Source organism: Bacteroides sp. CACC 737, assembly GCF_013874375.1.
Taxonomy (GTDB): domain Bacteria; phylum Bacteroidota; class Bacteroidia; order Bacteroidales; family Bacteroidaceae; genus Bacteroides; species Bacteroides uniformis.
On the sequence record NZ_CP059408.1, the window covers coordinates 3,035,510 to 3,059,621 of the forward strand.

13 protein-coding genes, 1 tRNA gene and 3 pseudogenes are annotated in these 24,112 nt (G+C 40.4%); 2 read left to right on the forward strand and 15 right to left on the reverse strand.

What is annotated here, in order from left to right; all coding sequences use genetic code 11:
- Positions 1–80: 80 nt before the first annotated feature.
- The 3 genes from H1A11_RS13030 to H1A11_RS13040 all read right to left on the reverse strand — a co-directional run bounded on the left by H1A11_RS13030 (position 81) and on the right by H1A11_RS13040 (position 3,674).
- On the reverse strand, positions 81–1,295 hold the full coding sequence (locus tag H1A11_RS13030; RefSeq protein ID WP_117967010.1) for a bifunctional 3,4-dihydroxy-2-butanone-4-phosphate synthase/GTP cyclohydrolase II: 1,215 nt from the start codon (positions 1,293–1,295) through the stop codon (positions 81–83).
- Between the two features lie 14 nt (positions 1,296–1,309).
- Positions 1,310–3,211: an LptF/LptG family permease gene (locus tag H1A11_RS13035; protein ID WP_119962286.1), complete on the reverse strand. Its 1,902-nt coding sequence runs from the start codon at positions 3,209–3,211 to the stop codon at positions 1,310–1,312.
- A gap of 76 nt (positions 3,212–3,287) precedes the next feature.
- Positions 3,288–3,674 carry an START-like domain-containing protein gene (locus H1A11_RS13040; RefSeq protein WP_005824726.1) on the reverse strand — a complete coding sequence of 129 codons (387 nt, stop codon included), beginning with the start codon at positions 3,672–3,674 and terminating at the stop codon, positions 3,288–3,290.
- A gap of 256 nt (positions 3,675–3,930) precedes the next feature.
- On the opposite strand from H1A11_RS13040, the gene H1A11_RS13045 reads away from it, so the two are divergent.
- A tRNA-Met gene (locus H1A11_RS13045) sits at positions 3,931–4,004 on the forward strand.
- 122 nt (positions 4,005–4,126) lie between these two features.
- Here the strand turns inward: H1A11_RS13045 and H1A11_RS13050 are convergent.
- A complete protein-coding gene (locus H1A11_RS13050) occupies positions 4,127–5,041 on the reverse strand; it encodes a transposase (protein ID WP_181757306.1) in 915 nt (304 codons plus the stop codon).
- Between the two features lie 58 nt (positions 5,042–5,099).
- Positions 5,100–5,441 (reverse strand): hypothetical protein, encoded by a 342-nt coding sequence (locus H1A11_RS13055; protein ID WP_181757307.1) that lies wholly within the window; start codon positions 5,439–5,441, stop codon positions 5,100–5,102.
- 77 nt (positions 5,442–5,518) lie between these two features.
- On the opposite strand from H1A11_RS13055, the pseudogene H1A11_RS13060 reads away from it, so the two are divergent.
- Positions 5,519–6,091: pseudogene (locus H1A11_RS13060) on the forward strand (transposase); the annotation flags it as partial.
- A 109-nt stretch (positions 6,092–6,200) separates the two neighbouring features.
- On the opposite strand, the pseudogene H1A11_RS19210 reads toward H1A11_RS13060, so the two are convergent.
- The 10 genes and pseudogenes from H1A11_RS19210 to H1A11_RS13105 form a co-directional block, all read right to left on the reverse strand.
- Positions 6,201–6,339 (reverse strand): annotated as a pseudogene (locus tag H1A11_RS19210) (IS982 family transposase); the annotation flags it as partial.
- A gap of 380 nt (positions 6,340–6,719) precedes the next feature.
- Positions 6,720–7,638: pseudogene (locus tag H1A11_RS13065) on the reverse strand (IS982 family transposase).
- On the reverse strand, positions 7,632–8,963 hold the full coding sequence (locus H1A11_RS13070) for a BNR repeat-containing protein (protein ID WP_181757308.1): 1,332 nt from the start codon (positions 8,961–8,963) through the stop codon (positions 7,632–7,634). The pseudogene H1A11_RS13065 and the gene H1A11_RS13070 overlap by 7 nt, the downstream one beginning before the upstream one ends.
- Positions 8,964–9,006: 43 nt before the next feature.
- Positions 9,007–11,175: a glycoside hydrolase family 88 protein gene (locus H1A11_RS13075; protein ID WP_252195259.1), complete on the reverse strand. Its 2,169-nt coding sequence runs from the start codon at positions 11,173–11,175 to the stop codon at positions 9,007–9,009.
- Positions 11,176–11,230: 55 nt separating this feature from the next.
- Complete coding sequence (locus tag H1A11_RS13080; protein WP_181757309.1) at positions 11,231–13,942, reverse strand: GH92 family glycosyl hydrolase; 2,712 nt, start codon at positions 13,940–13,942, stop codon at positions 11,231–11,233.
- 34 nt (positions 13,943–13,976) lie between these two features.
- A complete protein-coding gene (locus tag H1A11_RS13085; protein ID WP_252195262.1) occupies positions 13,977–16,220 on the reverse strand; it encodes a GH92 family glycosyl hydrolase in 2,244 nt (747 codons plus the stop codon).
- Positions 16,221–16,334: 114 nt separating this feature from the next.
- Positions 16,335–18,506, reverse strand: a complete 2,172-nt coding sequence (locus tag H1A11_RS13090) for an alpha-N-acetylglucosaminidase (RefSeq protein ID WP_181757311.1) — start codon at positions 18,504–18,506, stop codon at positions 16,335–16,337.
- Positions 18,507–18,540: 34 nt separating this feature from the next.
- Positions 18,541–20,703 (reverse strand): alpha-N-acetylglucosaminidase TIM-barrel domain-containing protein, encoded by a 2,163-nt coding sequence (locus H1A11_RS13095; RefSeq protein ID WP_370528671.1) that lies wholly within the window; start codon positions 20,701–20,703, stop codon positions 18,541–18,543.
- Positions 20,704–20,711: 8 nt separating this feature from the next.
- Positions 20,712–23,027, reverse strand: a complete 2,316-nt coding sequence (locus H1A11_RS13100; RefSeq protein WP_181757312.1) for a GH92 family glycosyl hydrolase — start codon at positions 23,025–23,027, stop codon at positions 20,712–20,714.
- A gap of 38 nt (positions 23,028–23,065) precedes the next feature.
- The gene (locus H1A11_RS13105) at positions 23,066–24,100 is read right to left on the reverse strand and encodes an aldose epimerase family protein (protein WP_181757313.1); all 1,035 of its coding nucleotides are present in this window, start codon (positions 24,098–24,100) and stop codon (positions 23,066–23,068) included.
- Positions 24,101–24,112: the final 12 nt, after the last annotated feature.

Genomic DNA, 24,112 nt, shown 5'->3' on the forward strand with positions numbered 1-24,112 from the left:
TTGTTACTATTTAATGATTGTTACGCAAATCCGGTTGCAAAATAAGCGATTTTCTTTGATATAAGAAAACAAAAAGACAGTTACTTATTGAAATGAAGTGTATGTCCCATACGTTCTTTCTTGGTACGGAGATAACGCTCGTTGTATGGATTCGGAGTAGTCTCAATAGCTACGTTCTCCGTTATTTCCAAACCGTAAGCCTCCAACCCCACACGCTTCACGGGATTATTGGTCATCAGCCGCATTTTGTGTACTCCTATCTCACGAAGAATCTGGGCACCTACACCATAATCACGCTCATCTGCCAGATGTCCCAGGCAAATATTAGCTTCTACAGTATCCATGCCTTCTTCCTGCAATTTATATGCTTTCATTTTTTCCATCAGACCAATGCCGCGACCTTCCTGATTCAGATATACAACTACCCCCTTACCGGCTTTCTCTATCATCTCCATTGCCTTATGCAGCTGCTCGCCACAATCACAGCGTTTGGAATTGAATATATCACCAGTGGCACAAGAAGAATGTACACGCACCAGAATCGGTTCATCCAATTCCCAAGTACCCTTGAACAAAGCTACATGCTCCAAACCGTTCGACTTCTGGCGGAAAGGAATCAAACGGAAATGACCGTGGTCTGTAGGCATATCCACTTCCACTCCTTTTTCTACAATAGACTCCTGCTTCAAACGGTAGGCAATCAAGTCACGGATGGAAATCAATTTCAAGCCAAATTCATCTGCCATTCTACGCAATTCGGGCAAACGAGCCATTGTACCATCCTCATTCATTATTTCCATAAGGGCTCCCGCCGGATAAAGTCCAGCTAAACGTGCCATATCAATAGCCGCCTCCGTATGTCCAGCACGGCGCAACACACCTTTCTCCTGGGCATACAACGGATTAATGTGGCCAGGACGCCCGAAAGTGGCCGGAGTAGAAGCCGGATCGGCCAACGCCTGGATAGTAGCAGCGCGGTCTGCCGCAGAAACGCCGGTACTACAGCCTTCCAATTTATCAACAGTAACTGTGAAGGGAGTACCCAATACAGAAGTATTATCCGATACCTGATGCGGCAAATCCAGTTCCTTGCAACGCGAAACTGTAATTGGAGCACAAAGCACACCGCGGGCATGCTTCAACATAAAGTTTACTTTCTCCGGTGTAATCTTCTCTGCTGCAATTATCAAATCACCCTCATTCTCACGGTCCTCATCATCCACAACAATCACAAAGTTACCGGCTTTGAAGTCTTCAATGGCCTCTTCTATCGTATTCAACTTTACATTTTCCATAATCTATTTTGTTTTTATTTATTCTGATCTCTTTCTATGATTCCAATCACATCTTCATTTGTCTTGATAATCCGCTCCATATCCTTATTCAGACGGATACGGAATGCCCAGATACGGAAATAAAAGAACAAGCCTATCGGGAAAACAATACCGCAGAGCAAGTTTAACCAATAGTTGCGGAACGGACGGACATGCGCATGGACGGGGATGACCGGATAGGTGTTCAGTGCAGTCAATAAAGTAACGGATCTTGTATTCGACATCTCATCTATCAGACTCTCCAAACGTTCGTTAATATCTTCCACTGCCTCATCCTGGCTATCAGTCATCCACAATTTAAAGTAATTGGGAGCACGTTTCAACCCCTTTCTATCAGCATATTCACGACAGTCTACGGACAAAGCCTTCAGTTCTTCCGGAATACGTGTATAATCAGGGTCATGGATGATTACTTCCTTACGGAACAGATGGCGTACACTGCGAATGCCCACAACCTTCTTGAACCAATTTATATAGGCATCAGCATTCAATACCACTGAATCATTGTTGGATTTATATGTTAGGAATGCACCCAATGGGGCCAAGACAGCGGTACTGGTCCACATACCCATCCAGACAACCCACTGCCCGTCACGGGCCATCTTATACCCTGTATTGTTGATGATGTAATAGATAATAAAAATCAATACAGAAACCACCACCGGCATTCCCAAGCCTCCTTTACGGATAATTCCTCCGAGTGGCGCGCCAATAAAGAAGAAGATGAGACATGCCAGAGAAAGAGTCAGTTTCTCATGCCAGGAAGTCATGTGCCGTCGAAGGCTGCTTTCAGTCTGCGATATATTAAAGCTCTTAAAACTCCAGTCACTCCCCGCACTCTCTGCACGGCTGACGGCCGTGGATATAACCTTCTGTTTCTGCATCAGTGTAGCCACATTGTAGAGGCTGTCTACATTGTACTCCCCTAAATAAGCCTTTTCAATCTTCAATGTATCCTCTTTAGACAAGCCGGCTGTCACCTTATAAGTTCCTGCCATAGCTTCTTTATAATAACCACGCCCCACACTGTCATTCTGCAATTTCATGGAGTCAATGTCCGCCTGCAGCATTTTCATATCCTTACTGTTGGACTGATTACTCATGATACCTGCATCCACCATATTGAAATCCGAATTGAACTCAATGATTGCATGCTTTTCGCGGAATGTCTCACGCCGGTAAGGCACATTCCTTTGGTTCATGTTCTGCGATTTCAAATTCTCAAACTGCTCACCACTGTATAAATGCAAATATAAATGCTGTTTGTCAGCCGTCATCTCCAGACGTCCCGAATCAGACTTGATAATTTGAGCATTCTCAAAACCTTTCTCAAAATTATATATCAGTACGTCATACAGCATACCAGTTTTGCGGTTCTTATGCTTCACATACAGATTATAACCATCTATTTCATCGTAGAACACACCTTCAGGAATATCCACTTCGGGAGATTTCTGCTTCATGGAAATAAGCAAAGTCCATAATTTTGTTTGGGCTTTTGGTCCTATGACATTTTGGAAATAGAAAGAGACACAACAGATGAAACAAATAAAGATAATCAGGGGCCGCATGATTTTCAATAAAGAAATACCGGCTGCCTTCATGGCAAGTAATTCAAAACGTTCTCCGAAATTTCCAAAGGTGATAAGGGCAGCCAGCAGAATAGCCAGCGGCAACGACGCAGGTACCAACGAAAGCGCAGAATAAAAGAAAAACTGTGCAAGGACAGTCATCTCCAATCCTTTTCCTACCATTTCGTCCACATACCTCCATAAAAACTGCATCATAAAGATGAAGAGGCAGATGAAGAAAGTACCCATAAAGAGCATGCAAAAGCTCTTCAAAACAAATATATCTAACTTTTTTATGCGCAGCATTTTACTCGTTTCATGCAATGAGAGCACAAAAGTAGTACAAAAAAGGGAGTACGGGAAATTTTTAATCTAAAGTTAACTAAAAACCACAAGTTCTTCGCAAAGTATCCACTTGCGATTCCCATAATTCACGCGAATCACCCACCTCGTCTATATCGGCAAAGTCTGTTATCTCCAATACGAAATCATTGGTCAACTCATTGTTTGTCATCTTCAGTTCAAAGTATTCTCGCTCGTTCTCATCGTCCAGCCAGCGGAAGCGGATGAATGAATACGCCCGCACGGCAATAATCTCGGCATCACGTTTTTCTGTTTTTCCCCAAAAAAAGGTTACTGTTTTATCGTCTGACTGAACCCTATCAGCAAACCAGCCCTCCAAACCAGTAGGGGTACTTATCGCTGCCCAAAGAATACTTTTAGAAGTCGCATTCAAGAGATATTCCAAATGTATTTTCTTTCTTTCCATAGTCTATTCTGCTTTTTATTGCGCCAGCCAAGATAAATACTTTTTTCTAATTACAGAAAATAAATCATCAAATTTATTTATATCTCCCTTTCCATACACCCCTAATTCATTGATAATGTTATACAAATACGTTTAATAAAAAGTACTGCAAACCACTTCAGCACCCTATCAGCAAAAGAAAAAGCAGAAAATATCCATAAAAGTTTTGGCAATTTAAATAAAAGCTATATCTTTGCACCCGCAATCGAGAAATGATGGCGGGATAGCTCAGCTGGTTAGAGCGCATGATTCATAATCATGAGGTCCCCGGTTCAATCCCGGGTCCCGCTACAAAGAAGATTTAGACTGTTAGGAGGCTTCCACTCTTGGCGGTCTTTTTTGTTTTTAGTACTCGGTTTGCGCCAGCATCAAAACGGGTCAACGTAACAATCTGAGGGATTTTATATTTAAGCCTATAATTTAGCAAGTCTATGTAAGAAAAAAGCTCTATCTCTTACTCCTCTGAACTGTGCTCTAAATGCTTTGATTTTAGCATTGAATGACTCTACTGCGGCATTGGTTGCCCTCCTTTCAAAAAAATTGATTATATTCAGATAATGTGTTTGTATAGAACGTGCGACCCTTCCAAAGGTGAGGAACCCTGATTTATCTACTTCATCATACCACCTTGCCAGCCTTGTCAAAGCAATATCCTTAAACTTACACTGATGATAGATTAAGCCTAACCGCATAGACAGATAATATCCTTTCTTTATATCGGGATATTCCTTGAAAAGAATTTCAGCTCGTATTCTTTGAGACTGAGTCCATAAGGATTCCTTCTTGTAAAGCAGATAAATGCTTCTCGCTAACAACTGCTTTCTTGTATCTCCATTAGCGAAAACAGGTGCATGATACATCTTTCCACAGGCCTTTGCATAAGCAATCTGAGTGGACTCTTCATCCAAAGCCTCCCAGCGAGCTTTTACACGCATCTCCTGCACCGCTTCATAAGCTAACTTCTGTACGTGAAAGCGATCGGTAACACGTTTGGCCGCAGGAAAGCAGATGCGGGCAATCTGCTCCATGTTAGGAGCCATATCCAAAGTAATCTCGCGCACTTGGTAACGGCGGCGACGGGATAGCTTAAGCAGGACAGAAGTGACCGTATGAACGTCCGTACCTTTAATGATAGCAATCATACTACCTTTACCACCGTGAGCTTCTTTATTGATCAGTACAGTATAGAGTTCTCCACGCGAGAGGGCTACCTCATCAATACAGATATAAGCACCGATATTCTTTTCGAATAGTAGCCAATCCTCTGCATGAACAAGTTGGTCCCAATGGAGATAACCACTTAGATGGTTACGGTATTGACGCTCCAATAAATCTCCGTCAACTCCATATAAAACACCTAAGAGCTTGCAACTGATCGGATAGCTATCAATATAGTTCTTTTAAAAAAGACGCAAAATCTTGCGTCATACGAGTACCTTCAGCCACCATACGCCAGTTACGAGAGATATACTCATTATGCTTCTTTAAGAGCCAGCGACGACGACGAATATTAAGGAAGACCTTCTTGCCACGAAGAGGAAAATCCTGAACAATAACAGGATCATAAAAGCCTTTACTCTCAGTATCCTGATCTGTATACTTCTCAGGAACGATATTTTTTTCCTCAAGGTAGATCACAACTTCATTCACGCTTTCCTTCACATCAACAAGAGCAAAGTACTCTAAAGTGCCTTCAGGAAGAAGAAGGCGATAACCGTTTAACTCCATAAGCTATGAATTTGGAGACAAAGATAATAATTGATAAATTTACCCCTCAGGTTTTTAACATTGACCCATCAAAACGGGTCAATGTTCTGACAGACCTTCAGAACCGTGGAGTTGAAGATATTCTTATAGCCTGTATAGACGACTTGAAAGGTTTTCCTGAAGCAATCCAAAGCGTTTATCCCAATACAGCCGTACAGCTTTGTGTTGTACATCAGATTCGTAATTCTATCAAACATGTAGGCTCCAAAAATCAAAAGGAATTCCTGAAGGATTTGAAATGCTTTTATCAGGCTGTAAATAAAGAATCGGCAGAAAATGAATTTCTTAAGCTGGAAGAAAAATGGGGCGAACAGTATCCTATCGTTATCAGGTCCTAGCAAGACAATTGGGATAAGCAGTCCGAATATTTCCAGTACACTCCGGCTATTCGTAAGCTCATATATACAACAAATACTGTTGAAGGGTATCACCGTCAGATCTGTAAGGTAACAAAAAACAAGGGCGTGTTCCCGTCGGATACAGCCCTTGAGAAACTGGTTTATCTTGCATACCGTAATATACGGAAGAAGTGGACTATGCCACTTGCCAATTGGACTACAATCTCACAGCAACTGGCCATAAAGTTTGGAGAACGATTTAAATTATTGTAATTTTACACTCGTCGGGACGGGTGGTCCCGTCCCTTGGTGCTGGCCGTTCCCCGACCGATGAGTTTTCTAATAGGAAATAATGCGTGACACAGTTTATTTTACACTACCTAATCTCAGCGTCATTCATACGGTTGGGTTTGTTGCGATGCTTCCTCTTCAATCATATACTTTTCCTGTTGCAATACAAATTCCTTGCAAAAATCATCGGCCATACAATAAATCTCTGTAACTTTAGACTCTGGAAACATAGTAGTAATCGTTTAAATGTTATAATTGGACACTATAAATTTAAAATTTTTATAGCTATATTGCTAATTACTAATAGATTACACTTGACTTATATCGAACCCACGTTACTCATATCAGTCAGCCTAACAGCCTATACATTGGAGACTTCTGTAAAGGACTATATTGTCAAGAGGACTTCGCACTAAAACATTACTGGTAAAGCACGCCTCTTTAAGCTACTATTGACGGAACAATAGATTCAGGCATAGTACCGAACAATTACTTGTACAACTTCTTGTCGCACAGTAAGAATGAATTAGTTGACTAATTTTATAGGATTTACTGAATATCCCTAAACAACTAAAAAAAACATAACACTTTACGTGAGTTCGGGATAAGTTTAGAACAAAGTCATTTGTTTTGATTGCTCGATTGTGTATCCTTGCAATGCCTCCGGCTTGTTATCAAAGAAACAATAAGCTCCCAGTGCTGCAATCAGATTCATCAGAAAATTATTAATAGATCTGTGTCTGTAGTGTACCGGTTTCTTCAGCATATCATTTATGCACTCTATGATATACCTTTTACGCAGCATGATTTTATCAAAAAGAGGCATAAGTTTGTTCTTCATGTTGACTTTGATTCCCGTAACAAGATATACCTCGTCATTGAAAAGCGAGGCAAAGAGTTTTGGCTATATATATCCCCTATCCACAAACAATCTGCCATACAACTCTTTGGCAAGCACATTCCATACTTCAGGATTTCTGTCGTCCACATTCGCCATTGTAAGACAGAATGTAATGATTTCTCCACGGTCGTTACATGTGATATGCAGTTTGAAACCATGACACCATTCCATGGTTCCTTTTCCATCCGTGGCATATCCCTTGAATACCTTGTTGGCATACCATCTGAGATTATAGCATACCAGAATCATGGTACTGTCTACAAAACTTATGCCCGTACATCTTCCAAAGGCGTACAATCTAAGAAAGGACATGAATTTGAAGAACACCTTGCTTTCAAGCTCCACAAGCCTGTTATATGATACGGCATCAGGAAACTCTTCATGAAGATGTACCTTTATGTAATACAGGTAGTAATGCTTGAAATTGGCAAACGTCCCGAAATGGGACACAGTCAAGATAGTCATGATTTCACTATCGGAAAGGGAGGCTTCTCGATCCCTACGACGTGTGCCGTTTGAGGAAATCAGTTCTCCTTTTGCGACTTCCGCATCAATTTTTTTTGCTGAATTCGTCCAATATACAGAAAATATCCGTAATTTTGTCTATTGTTAGGTTCCGATTTACCACTTAAGTTTTCTTTCTACCACTTGAAGCATTGAAGGAACCGCTTTTACAGTTGTCCGTATGGTATCTCGATTGGCAGGAAAAGAATACCACTCTAAAAAGTATTGACAATCAGCAGTTTTCCGATTCCCTGCATCAGGAACGATACATTTATTCATTACTAAAGGAACTTCCGTCTCTGTTGTCGGACCATATCCTTCAGACTTCCCTGTTACATATTCTTGCATTGGAGATAGCGTCTTTTCATCTACCAACCAATAGCCTTTTCCCTCTTTTATATGTTCAAAGTTTATTTTCAGAACACCTAAATCCTGGCAAAACGGAGCACCTATCACTACATACCCTTTTCCAATACTCCCTCCACCTTGAAAATTCCATCGATAGTTCCATTTGCTGAGAGGAACAATTTTCCAACCGTTGTTCTCATACCTAGTTATATAGCCTTGTGTATTACCAGCTTCATCATACTTATGATAAGTTATTAATAAATTGTTATTACTATCAAACCCCATCTTAGCAGCTCCATTAATAATTCCACCTTTGACGGGAATAGGATCAACCCATGTACAAGTATCCGAAATAGTTATTGGCAATTCTACACTTTTATCAGCTATATTTACCCAATGAACAAGGTCCTTGCTCTTGGCGTAGCTTAGATGATGGTTAGTAGAACAATCATAAGTATCCCTCCAGACCCATAATAAATGATAATATTCGTCAGGACCTAAAGTTGGGCCATCCATATATGCATTCATAAGCCCTTCACCATCAGTCAAAGGACAATCTAACAATTTACTCCAGGTTTGAGTATTGTAATCATAAACATTGTATATTTCATTTCCATTTCCACTACCTCCATCTCTGTAATGGAATATTAGTTTACCTTCCGGACCATCCATAAACTGAGGATATGTTGTATACCTTTCATTTTCTCCGGTCATATAGTCAATCCTTTTAAGTGTAGTTATGTCCAAAGGACTTTCTGTACGGTAATACACCAAAGGACTCACATGCATATTCCCGCTTAAATGAAGATAACCCTCCTTATCAACCTTCATCGTGATATTGTTATGGCTATCCCATCCAATAGAAGAATCTAAAACCTTATATACCCATTTGTCTTCTCCCAAATGCCGTGAAGCAACTGTCATCCGATGTGCAGTATCATAATAGGCAACAAATTGCATTTCATTATAGGTTAACAATGAGAAGTCTACAGGAAAATCAGATACAACTTTTGCAACATCAATTTTACGCTCTTTTATCCGAGATAGATTTTGACATGAGACTAAACATAAAATGAACAATATAGAATAAAGTATTTTCATGGTATATATAATATTTTAGTAGTCGTTATTTATAGATTTTATATTACTCTGAGTAATAACTATTCAGAAAGCTCTTCAAGTTACATTCATCCAACTGACCAATTCCCTCAATAACAGATTCTGCATTCATAATAGCTCCTTCCTTAGAAGTATGCACTAAATCCTTATAATATCTCTTGGCATCCTCCTGCCCTATAAGATCAAATTTTCTAGCTGTAAGGTCATTTAGATCCACAAAATTCACATTCTCTTGTTCTGCCAACTCTTTAGTCCATTTACGGTAAGTTTGCGTACAACGTTTCATTTTCCCATTTTCCCATTGATTGGCAGGAGTGTGGGAAAGTAGAATTACTTCAACACCTTTTGCCTTTGCCTGACGTATATAAATACGCATATAATGACCATAGGTGAAAAGTTCCTCCGTACTTCCATCACGTTCAATCACCATTCTTTTTGATTCGTGACCGATTCCAGGAAGTGTTCCTCGAGCCAATCCCGTATTCAATGGATTATTGTCATTATGCCCAAAATCTATTATCAAATAGTCACCTTTACGTAATGCCGGCAAAAGTCTGTCCCACAATCCTTCGGTAATATAGGTACGACTACTTCGTCCCTCCACTGCACAATTTTCAACAGTGATACGTGAGGGATCAAAATAATCTTGTAAAAAACCTCCCCATCCCCATCGATCGGCTTCACCTTTGCCTGAACGGTATTTCACTGTAGAATCACCGATAACAAATACCACTGGAGCCTTTGAATTCAAACGACTGGTCCCAGCCACAAACTGGAGATAATTTTCCGGTTCCGAATATGTAAATATAGGCGCATCACTCTGTTGTAGAGTCGGATAAAGGCATACTGCACCACCATTCATTTTCAAACAATTACTCTCAAGTAATTTACACATTTCAGCACCAGCACCTATCACTGCTCCATATCCTGAAAGCACATTATCAGCCGTAGGTCGTCGGACATAATAGGCGGGATCGTAAGCAACGCACGCAGAAGAACTGACGCCGGACAATCTGCCATCATTCCCTATAGCAGACGAAAGGGCCTGCCATCCAAGTAAAACTACCGGACCATAAGCTATTGCATCTACCCATCCACGATTGATGGCATGTGCTATCGCATACACAAAAAAGGCTGTAGAAGCAGTTTCATAACCAGAATCGCAACGGTCGAGCAAACGATACCAAAAGCCATCCTTGCTTTGACAAACTGCGACTCCCTCAATATGCCTTCGCAACAACTCTATCAATTTATCTCTTCCCTCATAATTCGAAGGTAATGCATCAAGTACCTCACACAACGCAAGCATAGCCATTCCATTAGCGGGTCCCCAATAGTAAGAAGGATGTACTTTCATACCCTCAACCCATCCATGCCGGAAAAGCCCCTTCTCCGGAACAAATAACCTATCGACAAATCCATCAATCTGAGCAAGAGTCTTTTGGTAGTATTTAGTTTGGATATACTTCGAGAATGTCCCCATCCAAGCCAATACGGGAATACCTTTATACATATCATCCAAACACAATGTGTGCTGAAAAGGACAATCACGTGAGAATGTACCATCAGTCAAACACGTAGTCCTATACATGACTGTATTAACCCAATCTTCTATCAACGGACGACTTCCGGATATTTCCTCTGCCAAACAAGCCTTTATCATAGCTGCACACATCGTACCGCAATCATCCAAAGCACGTGGAGACAGCAACTGAATCACCTCACTATCGGTTACACCATATTTTTCGTACACCCTACCGAAAGAAGGAAGCACTTCTGCCAAAAAGCTAAGACGGTTATACGCATAGTCCCGATAGGCATCATCACCAACGAGTTCAGCAGCGGTAAACATAGCAGTATAGGTCATTCCACACCCATTATCCACCAGGCTGAAAGTCCCCCGTTCAAGCTGTGCTTCTCGGTTAAGTTCCGCACCAGCCGGAACATGCCTTCCTTTTTTCCCATCTATCACTTCATAAGGAGTATTCCTTTCCAAATACTCCAATACACATTTCATATCTTTCTTTATCTCGTCAGGGGATACTATGCCATAATTCACACCATCGGCATTCTCCGATATCCCTTTCTCCCTTTCTGTTACCGAATATCTTTCAGCTTTCTTTTGGGCTATAGCTTGATTTCCTATTGCCAACAAACATGCAGCTGTTACAATTAATGCTATTCTATTCATCATTATAAATAAATCTATTTATTAGACTCCTATTCAATCATCCCATAATAGGACCTAATTAATCAAGTCTCTCTACGCCCCAACTCAAATTGGGATTCTTGCCCATCCATAACTCTAAGACTCCACCTTGTGCCAATTTATCATGTGGTATCAAAAAAGAATTATATGGTTTCCCATTTAAAGAAGCATGTTGTATATAACAGTTTTCTGACGAGTTGGAATATGTTTTTATTTTGAACGTATCTCCCTTATAATAATCAGAATCAAGATGTATTATTATCTCGTCAAAAATAGGACTTGTTATTTCGTAAGAAGGATATTGAGCCGACCCACCATTAATGCAAAAAAGCCCCATCTGCATCAGCGCATGAAGTGCCCCCATTTGTCCTTGATCCTCATCCATGCCCCCATAACCCTCATAAGGCGTAATTCCGGCAAATGTTTTCTCGCATACCTGTCTAATCCAATATTGTGTTTTCCAAGGTTGCCCCATATGCGAAAACACATGCCCTGTTGAGAGTCCTGGCTGGTTAGAATAATCAACATAAGAGTGTCTAAAGTTAGATACAACAGATTGTTTAAACGCATAATCCAACTTCACACATAAAGAATCTTTTCCACCCATCAAGGCTGACAATCCTTTTAAGTCATGCGAAACCCCAAAAGAAGCTTGCCAAGAAGAAGCCTCAACGAATCCTTGACCATTAAACGGATTCAAACTCATCCACTGTCCTTTTTCATCTTTTGGGAACAACAACTTTATCTGAGGATGAAACAGTTTCCTCCACCCCAAGGAACGCTTAGCAAAGTGTTTTGCATCTCTTTTTTGTCCTAAGCTCTTAGCCATTTGAGACAACGCCCAGTCCTCCAAAGCCCATTGTATAGTAAATCCCGCTCTTCCTGGAACATAGCCACATTTCTCATAGAAAGGTTGTAGATGAGATATTTCAAAGGACTGCATTCCCCCTTGTCCATGATTCCTTTTCATAGCTTCATATCCCTTCCAAATATCCCATTTTTTTGTTATCGAGCGTTGGAATGCACTTGTTATCAACAAAGTAGCAGGACATCCATCCATTATATATGAATAACCACCCATAGAAGGACCTCTCGGCAATAACCCTCCATTAGTATCATATTGAATCAACGAAGCTGCAAAATCATCAAGCACATGCGGATATGCAAGCCCCCACAAAATATTCAAATTCCATTGGCTTCCCCAAAACGCATCCGAATTATACATATTGAACTTCGACCTTCCCAACCTATCCTTAGGCAAAGTCTTTATATTAAAATCAGATATATATTTAAATTGGGCTCTGGGACCAGAAAGAATTTTTTTACCATGTGTCAAATCAGGATAATCACCACTAAAATCATTAATTTTGTGGCGTCCCAACAATACATGCCACAAATTTGTATAAAATTTTATTTTTTGCGCATCTGTTCCACCCTTAACTTCAATTTTTCCTAACCAATCATTCCACTCATCCTGAGAGTTCTTACGGACTTCATCGAAATTCCAATGCTTGCAACTATTCAACAGATTATTCCTTGCATTCTCAATGCTCGTAAAAGAAATTGAAGCCTTCAACTGCAATAGCTCTCCTGCACACATTTTATAGTTTAGGATAAGTCCACCTTCTTCTCCTAAAAATGAAGAACTATCCCTAAGCAGCATATCACGGTTCCACGCTTCTACCTCCTCAAACGGCTTATCCAATTGAACAACAAAAAAAACCTTAGCATTTTGAGGTCCTCCCCACAAACGATCTTTTGTTACAAAGCTGCCTTCTATTTCATTTTTAGAAACGACTCGTGCATCATAATCCGCCATGACTACACTTCCAAGTTTACTTCCCAAACTCAATATAACTCTTGCATTGTCATTCTCTGTAAAGCGATACCTATAAAAACTTGAACGTTCTGTTGCTGTTTGTTCAACCCAAATTTTATAATCTTGCAAAAAAAGTCTATGATAACCAGGTTGCACTACTTCATCATCATGACTGAAAGTTGATGCCCATCCCAGCATTCCTTTTCTAGGGTCAATCTCACCTGTCGTAGGCATGATATTCAAACCAGACTGCATCCAACAGTGCAGTTGGCCAAATCCCAAAACTTGATTCGAGTTATAATTATATCCACCTCCACCTTGATTTTTATTTCTAGTAATAGGAGCAGCTCCAATCATTCCGTACGGCTGATTACCCGTTATAAAATAAAAGAAACGAGTAGGAACTGTTTCAATGTAAGGGTCAACCCAAGAAACATAATCTACATAATCCTCTGGAGAAGGATATACTTCTATTTCCGAAAAGCCTAAATTTTTCCCATCTCCATCAACTGCATAAAACTTCATCCATGATACTTTCATTTTAGGAATATTTATAACATAGGGAAGCCCATGGTTAGGAAGTCCGTGGTAGACTTTTGAAAAACCATTTGACCCTTCCACTCTAACTGCCGCTATATGATCGTACCTATTTACCCTATCGTACAATATAATCTTGTTAATCCATTGCTCTTCATCCCATTCCAATTTAATCCATGGAAATATGCAATGCCCCCAATAATTATTCTCACCTTTTTCGGCCCATTCCCCTATATTGCCAACACCAATCACACCATCAACAACATTTGCAGGCAAATATTCCTCTGACAAAGTGGACGATGCCGTTACATGGGCTTTGGGAGCAATATTATAAGGATTGCTCCAACAATATGCACAAATACAAGCAATGATACAGCTAAAACGAAATCGCAACATCTTTTTTAGTAAAATATTTATAACAATTCAGAAATCATTCTTTATTCAAAAAGCCTTCTGCCGATGGTGGTACATCCTCTTTAGCAGCTCCCCATGCTTTATTAGGATATTTACCCATTACGAGAATTAGTTTACCACCATCTTTTATATCATCATGTTCAAACCAAGGTTTATTCCAACTCCTGCCATTCAATGTGGCCGATTGAATATATTTATTTTCGGTTGATGCCCCCTGAGCTTCTATTTCAAAAATTTTACCATTACTTAAAGTCAGTCGAACACGGTTGAATATCGGGCTTCCAATATTGTACGCAGGCATTCCTGGAGTAACAGGATAGAATCCCAACGCAGAAAATGCGACAAAAGCGGACATGCCCCCTCCATCTTCATCTCCCGGCATTCCCATTAAATCATTGCGAAACCACATACCAAGCAATTGCCTAATACGTTTCTGGGCTTTCCAAGGTTGTCCCGCATAATTATACAAATAAGGGACATGCATACTTGGCTCATTCGCCATTGAGAACTGGCCGACATTACCTGTATGATCCGGTAATTGCGCATAAAATGCGTATTTACTTCTCCCTAATGATTCACTAAACGTCTGGTCCAGATTGGCAATGAATTGCTCGCTCCCTCCCATTAAATCAATCAAATCAGCTACATTATGAGGCACGTCCCAACGATATACCCAACCGTTGTTCTCACCATAATATTCACGAGCTCCCATTCCTCCAGCAAAACGATAATCGAATGGCTCAATCCATTTGCCATTTTTATCTTTCGGGTGAAAGAAAGCCGTTTTATCATTATATACATTACGATAATTATAAGCACATTTCAGATAATGGGCAGCATCCTCTTTCTTACCCAGCATATCTGCAATCCTCGATAAACACCATTGATCATACGAAGTACCCAATGTCACAGCAATCGGCTGCCGTTTCTCAAACGGGTGTACATTCGGATCCGTTTCCTGCTCTCCTTCTTGAAGTGCCGGAATATATCCGTTCTTCTTGTAGAAATCATCGATCCAACCGGCAGGTGCTCCAGACCATGGAGCCAGTGTCTTCTCCTCTATACCCTTACGACAAGCCATATAAGCTTTTTCAAGATCAAATTGCAAGCCCTTAGCCGCCGCATCAGCTACTGTTGCCACTGCATGATTGGAGTTCATCCGACGCGAGTCACCTGTGATTTCAGGAAATGTGGGCATCCACAGGTTACCCATCTGCTCAGCCATCCGCAAATAAGATTCTATAATGTCTTTTTCAACTGTTTCATCAAGAAGTAAACGCAATGGATGTGCAGCGCGGTAAGTATCCCAAATCCAGTCATCGGTATAAAAAGGAGTACCATCATCCCCATGCACCTTTCCATCAAATGCACTAAAATAATTTCCATCCTCACTAATACACACCGGACGTTCAAATACCCGATAAAGTGAAGTATAGAAAACCGACTTCTCATCCTCACTTCCTCCATCTATCTCTATCTTTCCCAAAGCCGTATTCCACACATCTCTGCCCTGTTCAGCCAAACGGGCTATGTCGTAATCTTCTATTTCCCGTTTCAAATTCTTCTCGGCCTGCTCTTCACTGATAAAAGAAATGCCATAGCGGACATTTACCATTGCAGTTCCCGCAGGAAAACGCAATACTGCACAAGCATTCTCTCCGGCAACTTCTTTCTCTGCAATTTCCACCTTGCCTTGTTTCAAAATACCTGCTTCCTGAAAAGGGACATCAGTTTCCATATACAAATAGACTTGAGTATTATTTGCCAAACGCTGGTAACCACTTACATTTCCTTCACAAATGCGGATAGCACCGTTTCGTGAATTAACAAACAATTTCGGCTGTTTATCGTGACACCCAAACTTAATGCTATATAAAGCCGACTGGTGTGAAGGAGCATATTCCACATCTATTTGTTCATCTTCTAGACGAACGCTATAATAATATGGTTTTATTACTTCATTATCATAACTATAAGCCACAACCGGTTTATATTCTTCTCGCAATGAAGGACTCAAATTAAAAGCCGAACTTCCCCGGTGACTAGTTACCACAACAGGAAGCCCATTAAGTAAATCACTTGTATAGTCAGCACGTTCAGGATACACCCTAAGCATACTATTGGGAAGATGGACTGTCGGGAATGTAGGCACCAGCAAATGACTAATATTACCCATATAAGGATTAACGTAATCAACCGGTTTTTTCACAGTATCTATATCTTCCCTTGTCCGCATAACACATCCCACTAACAAGGCCATCCCCAAAAGGGAAACAAGAAAACTGATTTTCTTCATAACACTTAAATTATTCATTATACACTTGACAAACAGCGCATATCCGGCATTAACACCGCATATCCACTCTTCTACAAACTAATTTATTCTCATCTCATATTTTCTTAACAAGTGACGGGCACACTCTTGCAAATCCCCCTTTGTCAAACGCTTTGTCATTGTTCTGGAAGCGACCCAGTCTTCCTCAAACTTCTTCAATCTATTATCCAGTTCTTTCTGATTAAATTCTTGGTTATTTTCCACCGCTTGCAAAACTGCATCGATGTACATATCCCAACGCACAGCATAATATCCGGCTACCAGCCCCGACCACGTCCGACTGGCATAATCGTTCAATGTTCCTCCCCACGTAGTTATCAAATTACGTGCGTTTTTCTCATAATAGTCCTGGATAACTGGATCGCAACTATAAGCTCTGGCATCGTCAATCCACTTATCAAGAGAAGTATACTCATGGTAAGAAGTCAACACATCAATATCGTGCAGAATCTCACGCATCTCTGCAGCACGCATTCTTAATGCCAATAGGTCTCCAGTCGTATACACCCGGTCGAACTCATTTTTAACTGCCAGAAAATAATTCCCCAATAACTGTCTGCCAACGGATATCACATCCAGGCGCAACGCATTCCGATTCAATTCAGAAACCTCCAACAACATTTTCCATGCTTTTAAAAGCTGCCGATTAGAATAATCTATTTTTGCACGCCCACTGTTCACTCCCATCACAGGTCTATAATTAGGCAAAATCCCGACAGTTTTAGGTACTTGAACATATATATCATTAAATAGAATCTTCCAAGCTTCACGGACCGGTTGAATCACCTTACCTGCATGACGGTCTGCCAAAGCATTTACCCAAGTATCATCCCCTTTATCTATTGTCCAGGCTTTTTCTAAAATATATTCATACGGAAATTGAATGACATCAAGACCTTCCAGTGTGGAGCCGATTCCCTTCAAATTATCTCCTCCTTCCTTCAGTGCAATATCCAATCTTCGCCCACTTTCTTTTACATTTCCCGTGATACCCGTGTTTCCACCAAAATTTCCTAAATAACACCAGATATAAGGCTGACCATGAAAACAGTTTGTCTGTTTCCACAATTCCACATTCTCACAATGATAGTCCAATAAAGACAATTTGTTTTCAGGGGCTCCTTTCAAAAAAGCTTCTATCCGAGGAGCTGTCCATTTTTCCCGGTCAAAATAAAACATCCAGGTCATCTGCAACCACTCAGCCTCTGAATCAGCTTCTTTTAAAGTATGATACAAATCAGAAGAAACCTTATTCAAATAATCCGGTTTCCAAGAAGGAGGCTCACCTTCATTAAAAGGGTCAATGCCATAAATATGTTCTGTTCCGAATAATTTTCTCTGTTCTTTAAGAAATTTCTTTTGCAACAGCGCAAACAAAGGTTCTTCCGGATTTAAAAAAGAACAATGATACTCCTTGGTAAATCCAGCCCATTTTCCTAAAGTCTGAATATCAGCCTCAGGATAGATCCTTTTTAAGGCCGCAGGAACATGTCCGTTAAAAGCAGGCAGCACGGGTTTCATATTCAGTTCACGCTCACGCGACAAAATCTGTTGCTGAAGTTTTGACTGATTTTCGAGCCATTCCATTGGCAAAGGACCGTTCCATGAATCGATATTGGCCATTCTATGCCAAGGAAGATAAACTGGTCCTGTAAAATATGAAAGGATATCTTGGTCTTTCAAACCGATATCTTTCCAAACTTTATACCATACAGCCTCTTGTCCCGTTATGGCTAAAGGCATATTTATGCCATTAAGTGCCATCCAGTCTATGAACCTTTGCCAATCATCCCAGTCCCAAAAGGCCATACTATAACCAAAAGTGCAATAATTCAAGAAAAAACGTCTTTTTACCTTTGCCGTTATCTCTATGGGCGAGAACACTTGTGGCAACTTCGCGGGCATCTCTACCGGTTGGTCCGCATACCAAGAAACTGTAGTCAAACAATAATATTTCAAATAGTAGTTCAAACCAGTTGCCATTGAATTAGCATTATTCCCGCTAATCATAATTCTGTCATCAGCCGTAGATTCAATTCTAAAAAGATCTTTCCCATTACCATCTACTTTCTTAAACAAGAAACTATCCGCATAAGCAGGAATCAAACGTTTTAACATAGATTTTGCGACTTCAACATCCCTACAATTTCCTGCCTGCATAGCTATTGCCCCCCAAAGCAATATCCCAATTAAACAAATTCCTTTCTTCATCCTTACAAACAATTTAATCTGAAACAATACAAGATTATAAAGCAGAGGCCTCTTTTACCAACCGAACCGCCGCTTTCAACGGATTACGGAAAGTCTGAGTCGTATTACGCCAAGGAGTCACAATCCAGTTTTCTTCCCACTCCCCTAAGCTCTGATCCGAAAAATAAAGTTGCAAACGAGGTATATAATAGTCTTTTATCAAACCTGACCACACACGAGCAGCGTAGTCTTCCTGTCTTCCTCCCCACGTCGTAATCAAGCGCTTAGCATTCATCTCATAACGTTCACAGTCCATAGCAGACACACCACAATCCCTTGCCTGCTCAATCCATCGATCCAACCTATGTAGAGGATGAAACAAAAGCAAACGATCGGCATTCAGTAACAACGAAACAGTTTGCGCCAATTTTCTATCCGCCTCCGTTTTATTCCCCTTCTTTTTCATTTCAAGTGCCTTGACATATAGCAAATCAGCCTTAGCACCCAAATAGAACGCAGCAAATTCGATAGCATCGTTCCTATACAATTCTGATTGTCGCAAACTTTCCGAACAATTCAAAAAAAGTTCCACCGCTTGGAAAAAATCATCGTTCATAGCCACCTTCGTCTCTCTTATACTATCAGGAACAACTGTTTGCCACGTAAAGCGAGGATAGGCATAAAAAGAACCATATGTACTTTTTCTCAACAGATTCCAAGCTTCCGACATATTATCCGGATATCCACCGTAACGAGCCTTGCAATAACTCTCCAACCACATATCCAAATTTATTACAGTATCACTCCAACCTGCATCAGCAAGCAATTCATATACAACCTCATTACTTTCAAGCCCCTCTGGAGCAGATCCAAATCCTACCAAGTCTTTTCCGCACTCAACCTGCAAAGCCTCCACAGACGCAGATGCATACATATCCAATTCTCCAGTCAATATATTCTTACCACCGAAATTGGGCACATAACTAAAAATCCACTTTTTACCATAAAATCCTCCATGCCTTTTCCATGTCTGTTCCGTTTTCCATACCCATTTCGGGAAATCATTGCCTAAATCTATAATAATCATCTTATCATCAGGCACACAGCTCAACAATGCACTCAAAGCAGTCTGATCCCAGAAAGAACGTTGATAGCCGAAAGTCCATCCCTGAGTCACCCATACTGCATCCGGATTCCCTGCAACAATAGAGTTATATATCGTTTCACCATATTGGGCAAGCACTCTATTTTTTCCCTCTTTATCATTTTTGTCAACGGGAAGTTCCATTTCATTAAAGCTGTCTGACAAATAATATTTATTTTTTCCAAACTCCTTTTCCCACTCCTCAATGAACATTTTGCCTATCTCTACGAAAAAAGGAGAATCAGGAGGTAGCACGTATGCATTATAGTTTTCATTAAAGCCGCCCCACTTCAAATGATTAAACCTTATCTCTGGGTGTTTCTGGACAAAAGCCATTGGCACAAATCCAGCAAAAGCTGGAGCTATGGGATGCATATCCAACTCGCGCATCCTCTCCAATATCCGATGCTGCAACTCAATCTGCTCCTTTTGCCAATTATCGGTCAGTCCTCCATCCCAAGAATTCAGATTCCCCATACGATGCCAAGGCAGATGGGCCGGTGCTGTAAAGAAAGACTGCACATCCTCCTTTTTCAACCCCAAACGCAACCATACACGTTCTGCTATAGCCTCAGCAGCCACTGTTGCCAACGGGAAGTTCACTCCATGAAGTGCCATCCAATCAATTTCCTGTTCCCAACGTTTCCATCCCCAAAAAGGAGCTGTATATCCATAAGTACAAACATTCAAGAAATAACGCAGGTTATAGGGGGTAGTCTGATGTTGTAAGCTATAATCCGGCCATACTTTAGGCAGCACCACATGGCTTCCTCCCCAAGTAGTCATTGAGCCACAAGCTTCTTGCATATAACGTCGAAAAGCATAACATAAAGCAACCTGGCTACTACCTTCAATTGTCAACATTCCCTTTGACGCTTTCACAGAGAAATAGTCCTTTCCATCTTGGCAGTCCGTCAATTTTAAACGCACATTCTTGCCGCAACTACCGAACTTTCTATTTATCACTTGCCACGCAGGTTGTTCTATTCCATCAGCCATAACAGATAATGACACACAAAAAAAAACATAAAAAAACAGTAACGCTGAAATTTTCATTCTAAAAATATTCTTCATAGGTCCAATCACTGTACTTTAAAAAGTGAATTACTAATTTTAACCTTCCCTTTCTTCATTTTAAAAGACAAAACGCCTCCTTCCATCAATTCCGTATGAGTGACAAATATGCGTTTCAAGAATTTTCCATTCAAAAAAACTTTATCTACGACATAATTATCCTCTGAAAGGTTATCGGCTATAATCGTCAATTTTTTCCCACCGGGAAGATGCAATGTCGCGCGTTCCAGTTGAGGTGCCCCCAAGACATACTCACCACCGCAAGGATTAACCGGATAAAAACCAAGATTAGACAACATATACCAAGCAGACATTTGTCCACAATCATCACTGCCAGGAAGACCATTCTCTTGATTTTTATAAAAATTTGAAGCCAGATAGCGTATCAATAAATCAGTCTTATCCCCTTTATCAGTATATTTGTACAAGTATGGCAAATGGTGACAAGGTTCATTGCCATGCCAATATTGCCCTAAGCACCCTGTAATCTGCCAAGATTTACCTTTTACTATCGGATTTGTTTTCGCAAAAAACATCGAATCCAAACGATTTGCCACCTTTTCACTTCCTCCATTCAATTCCACAAGCCCTGGAATGTCATGTTGCACATGAAAACGATAATGATAGGCATTCGCTTCCGTAAAATCAGATTCCGGAATCCACTCTCCAACAATTTCATCCACATCGACATCCTTCTTGAATTCACCTTTTTTATTTTTACCACGCATAAAACCGGAACCAGCATCATATACATTACGGTAATATCCAGCCCTATTCATAAGAAAGGTATACTCTTTCCATTTATTCAAAGATTTGGCCATCTGTGCAACACAATAGTCATCGTAGATGCCTTCCAGAAGTTTAGACACAGTTTCGCGCCCATTGTCAACAGCCGTCATTTTATCATCATAAGGGATGTAACCATACCGATTTATCAAATCTATATGATTTCCATGATGCATCTTCGTTACCGTAGTCCATAAAGCATTGAATATTTCATTATCTGTAAAATATGGTGTCCGTATTCCTTTCAGCCAAGCATCTGCTACAACCGGAACTGCATGATTGGCAATCATAGTGTGTACCTCCCTGCCCCATAATCCCCAACGAGGCAAATAAGAATTTGCTTCTGACGGTCTATCAGTATAAGTTTCTTTTTTACTATAAGACAGCATCATTGAAGTCTGCAATTCCTCTGATAATGACGGGGTCAATATTGTATACAACGGATTTGCCGCCCTATATGTATCCCAAACCGAAAGAGTTGAATAATATTTTCCATCTGGTGAAACATAAACTGAATCATTCTCTGCACGATATTCTCCATTACAATCTGCAATATTATTAGGTTGAGTATAAAGGCGATAAAAAGCCGTATAGAAATTACACATTTGCTCATTAGTTCCCTCGATTTCGATAAGCCGGAACAAGTCATTCCATTCACCTCTTGCATTACTGCACTCTTGTTCAAAAGATCCCCACCCTCTGAATTCTCGATTCAAATTGTCTTGAGCATTTTCTACACTCACAGTAGATAAAGCTACACATACCTCCAACATATCATCTCCTTGCATATCAAAACACAGAACGTATCGTGGAGCTTTTTCATCCGCACCACCAGGACTTTTCATTTCAACAATACGTGAAATCGGTTTATTCCATGTTATCACATAGAACAATTTACGCTGAGTCCACTCACGCGCTTTTCGATAACCACACAATGTATAGTTATCAAGAAACTTTTGATTGGCTTCAAGTACATTATCTTTGATATTTCCCACATTCCAGCTTACTCCATACTGCAAATCAATCAGTAAATGAGCTTCTTCCCCTTGCCGATAAGTATAACGATGATAAGCAACATGCTTCAAAGCAGTCAATTCTATTTTTACTTTATGAGTAGTCAACTCAGCCGAATAATATCCAGGATAAGCTTGTTCCGTATCTTTTCTATATTCTGAACGAAAGTCTGAGCGTAACTCTTTATTCTTAAAATCACCACAAAAAGGCAAGAGCAAAATATCAGACAATGTAGGACATCCCACACCATTTAAATGTGTTTGTGTAATCCCCCAGATATATGGATCACTATATTGGTAACCGGAAATATGGTCTCCTTCATACCCCGGATAATGATCTGTGGTTGTCTCCGGGCTAGGCTGTACCATACCCAACGGTCTTACTGCTCCCGGGAAACAGTGACCGTCCCCTTGAGTACCAATCAATGGATTTACATATTGTACATAGTCTTTCTCTCCAGCCAAACCACATAAATAAGAAAAAAACAGCAAATAAGACAAAATAGACAAACGTAAATATTGCATATCTCAAGTATTAAAATAAACCCAGCCTCTATATAACTCTACTCCACTGTAAACTGATATACAGCCCTAAAAGTGTATTCTTCGCCCACATCCAAAAGTATAGATGGAAAATTTGCCCAATGTACAGCGTCAGGATACCCTTGAGGTTCCAAAGCAATTCCGGCACTACTGAAATAAGGTGTACCATCCTTCCCCACATCAGATCCATCCATCATATACCCCGTATATACTTGTAAAGAAGGCTGATTGGTATAAATAGACAATTTTCGCCCACTACTTTCTTCATATAATTCCACAGCTAATGGGCAGTCTCCTACATTATTTAATACGTAAGCCAGCGAAAAACCTTTCTGTTGTCTGATGCCCAGATAGTCTGTAGCCAAAGCATCTGAAATTATCCGTCCATTTCTAAAATCAAGTACAGTTCCTTCCAATGAAATAATTTTCCCGGTAGGAAGCAAACTGTCATCACAATCAATAAGCTGAGCAGAATATAACCGGAGTCTATGAGACAAAACATTCATAGATCTCCGTACGCTAGCTAAATTGAAAAAAGCATGATTTGTCAGATTTATGGGAGTTAGGCAATCTGTCACCGCTCTACACTTTATTTCCAACGAATCAATATCGGTCAATGTATAACGAACAGATACCTTCAAATTACCAGGATAACCCTCTTCACCATCAGGGGACAAACGAGTGAACAGAACTGTCTGTTCCCCTTTTTCATTTATGCCTACTGAAGTATCCCAACAGCAACAATGAAATCCTTCAAAACCACCATGCAGATGATTGGGTGTAGGCTTACCATAGACATCATTGGCAGCTAACTTATAATAATTATTCCCAAGATTGAAGCCTGCATGCCTTATGCGCCCACAGACACGTCCAACGGTAGCTCCATAATACTGTTCGCGAGCCTTTTTATAACTAACCAAATCATCGAATCCCAACAAGACATCTTCCAAATTCCCCTGCCTATCAGGAACAAGCATAGCCAACCAACGTGCTCCATAATTCGTAAAACGAGCCGTCAAACCATTGCGATTGTGAAGGGTAATTACACGCTCCATATCTTTTTATTT

What these genes read in the sequence shown, in the direction of transcription:
- H1A11_RS13100 (WP_181757312.1), bottom strand. Translation starts at nt 23,027, where the DNA reads ATGCAATATTTACGTTTGTCTATTTTGTCTTATTTGCTGTTTTTTTCT.
- H1A11_RS13035 (WP_119962286.1), bottom strand. Translation starts at nt 3,211, where the DNA reads ATGCTGCGCATAAAAAAGTTAGATATATTTGTTTTGAAGAGCTTTTGC.
- H1A11_RS13105 (WP_181757313.1), bottom strand. Translation starts at nt 24,100, where the DNA reads ATGGAGCGTGTAATTACCCTTCACAATCGCAATGGTTTGACGGCTCGT.
- H1A11_RS13030 (WP_117967010.1), bottom strand. Translation starts at nt 1,295, where the DNA reads ATGGAAAATGTAAAGTTGAATACGATAGAAGAGGCCATTGAAGACTTC.
- H1A11_RS13040 (WP_005824726.1), bottom strand. Translation starts at nt 3,674, where the DNA reads ATGGAAAGAAAGAAAATACATTTGGAATATCTCTTGAATGCGACTTCT.
- H1A11_RS13055 (WP_181757307.1), bottom strand. Translation starts at nt 5,441, where the DNA reads ATGGAGTTAAACGGTTATCGCCTTCTTCTTCCTGAAGGCACTTTAGAG.
- H1A11_RS13085 (WP_252195262.1), bottom strand. Translation starts at nt 16,220, where the DNA reads ATGGCCTTGTTAGTGGGATGTGTTATGCGGACAAGGGAAGATATAGAT.
- H1A11_RS13090 (WP_181757311.1), bottom strand. Translation starts at nt 18,506, where the DNA reads ATGAAGAAAGGAATTTGTTTAATTGGGATATTGCTTTGGGGGGCAATA.
- H1A11_RS13095 (WP_370528671.1), bottom strand. Translation starts at nt 20,703, where the DNA reads ATGAAGAATATTTTTAGAATGAAAATTTCAGCGTTACTGTTTTTTTAT.
- H1A11_RS13070 (WP_181757308.1), bottom strand. Translation starts at nt 8,963, where the DNA reads ATGAAAATACTTTATTCTATATTGTTCATTTTATGTTTAGTCTCATGT.
- H1A11_RS13080 (WP_181757309.1), bottom strand. Translation starts at nt 13,942, where the DNA reads ATGTTGCGATTTCGTTTTAGCTGTATCATTGCTTGTATTTGTGCATAT.
- H1A11_RS13075 (WP_252195259.1), bottom strand. Translation starts at nt 11,175, where the DNA reads ATGATGAATAGAATAGCATTAATTGTAACAGCTGCATGTTTGTTGGCA.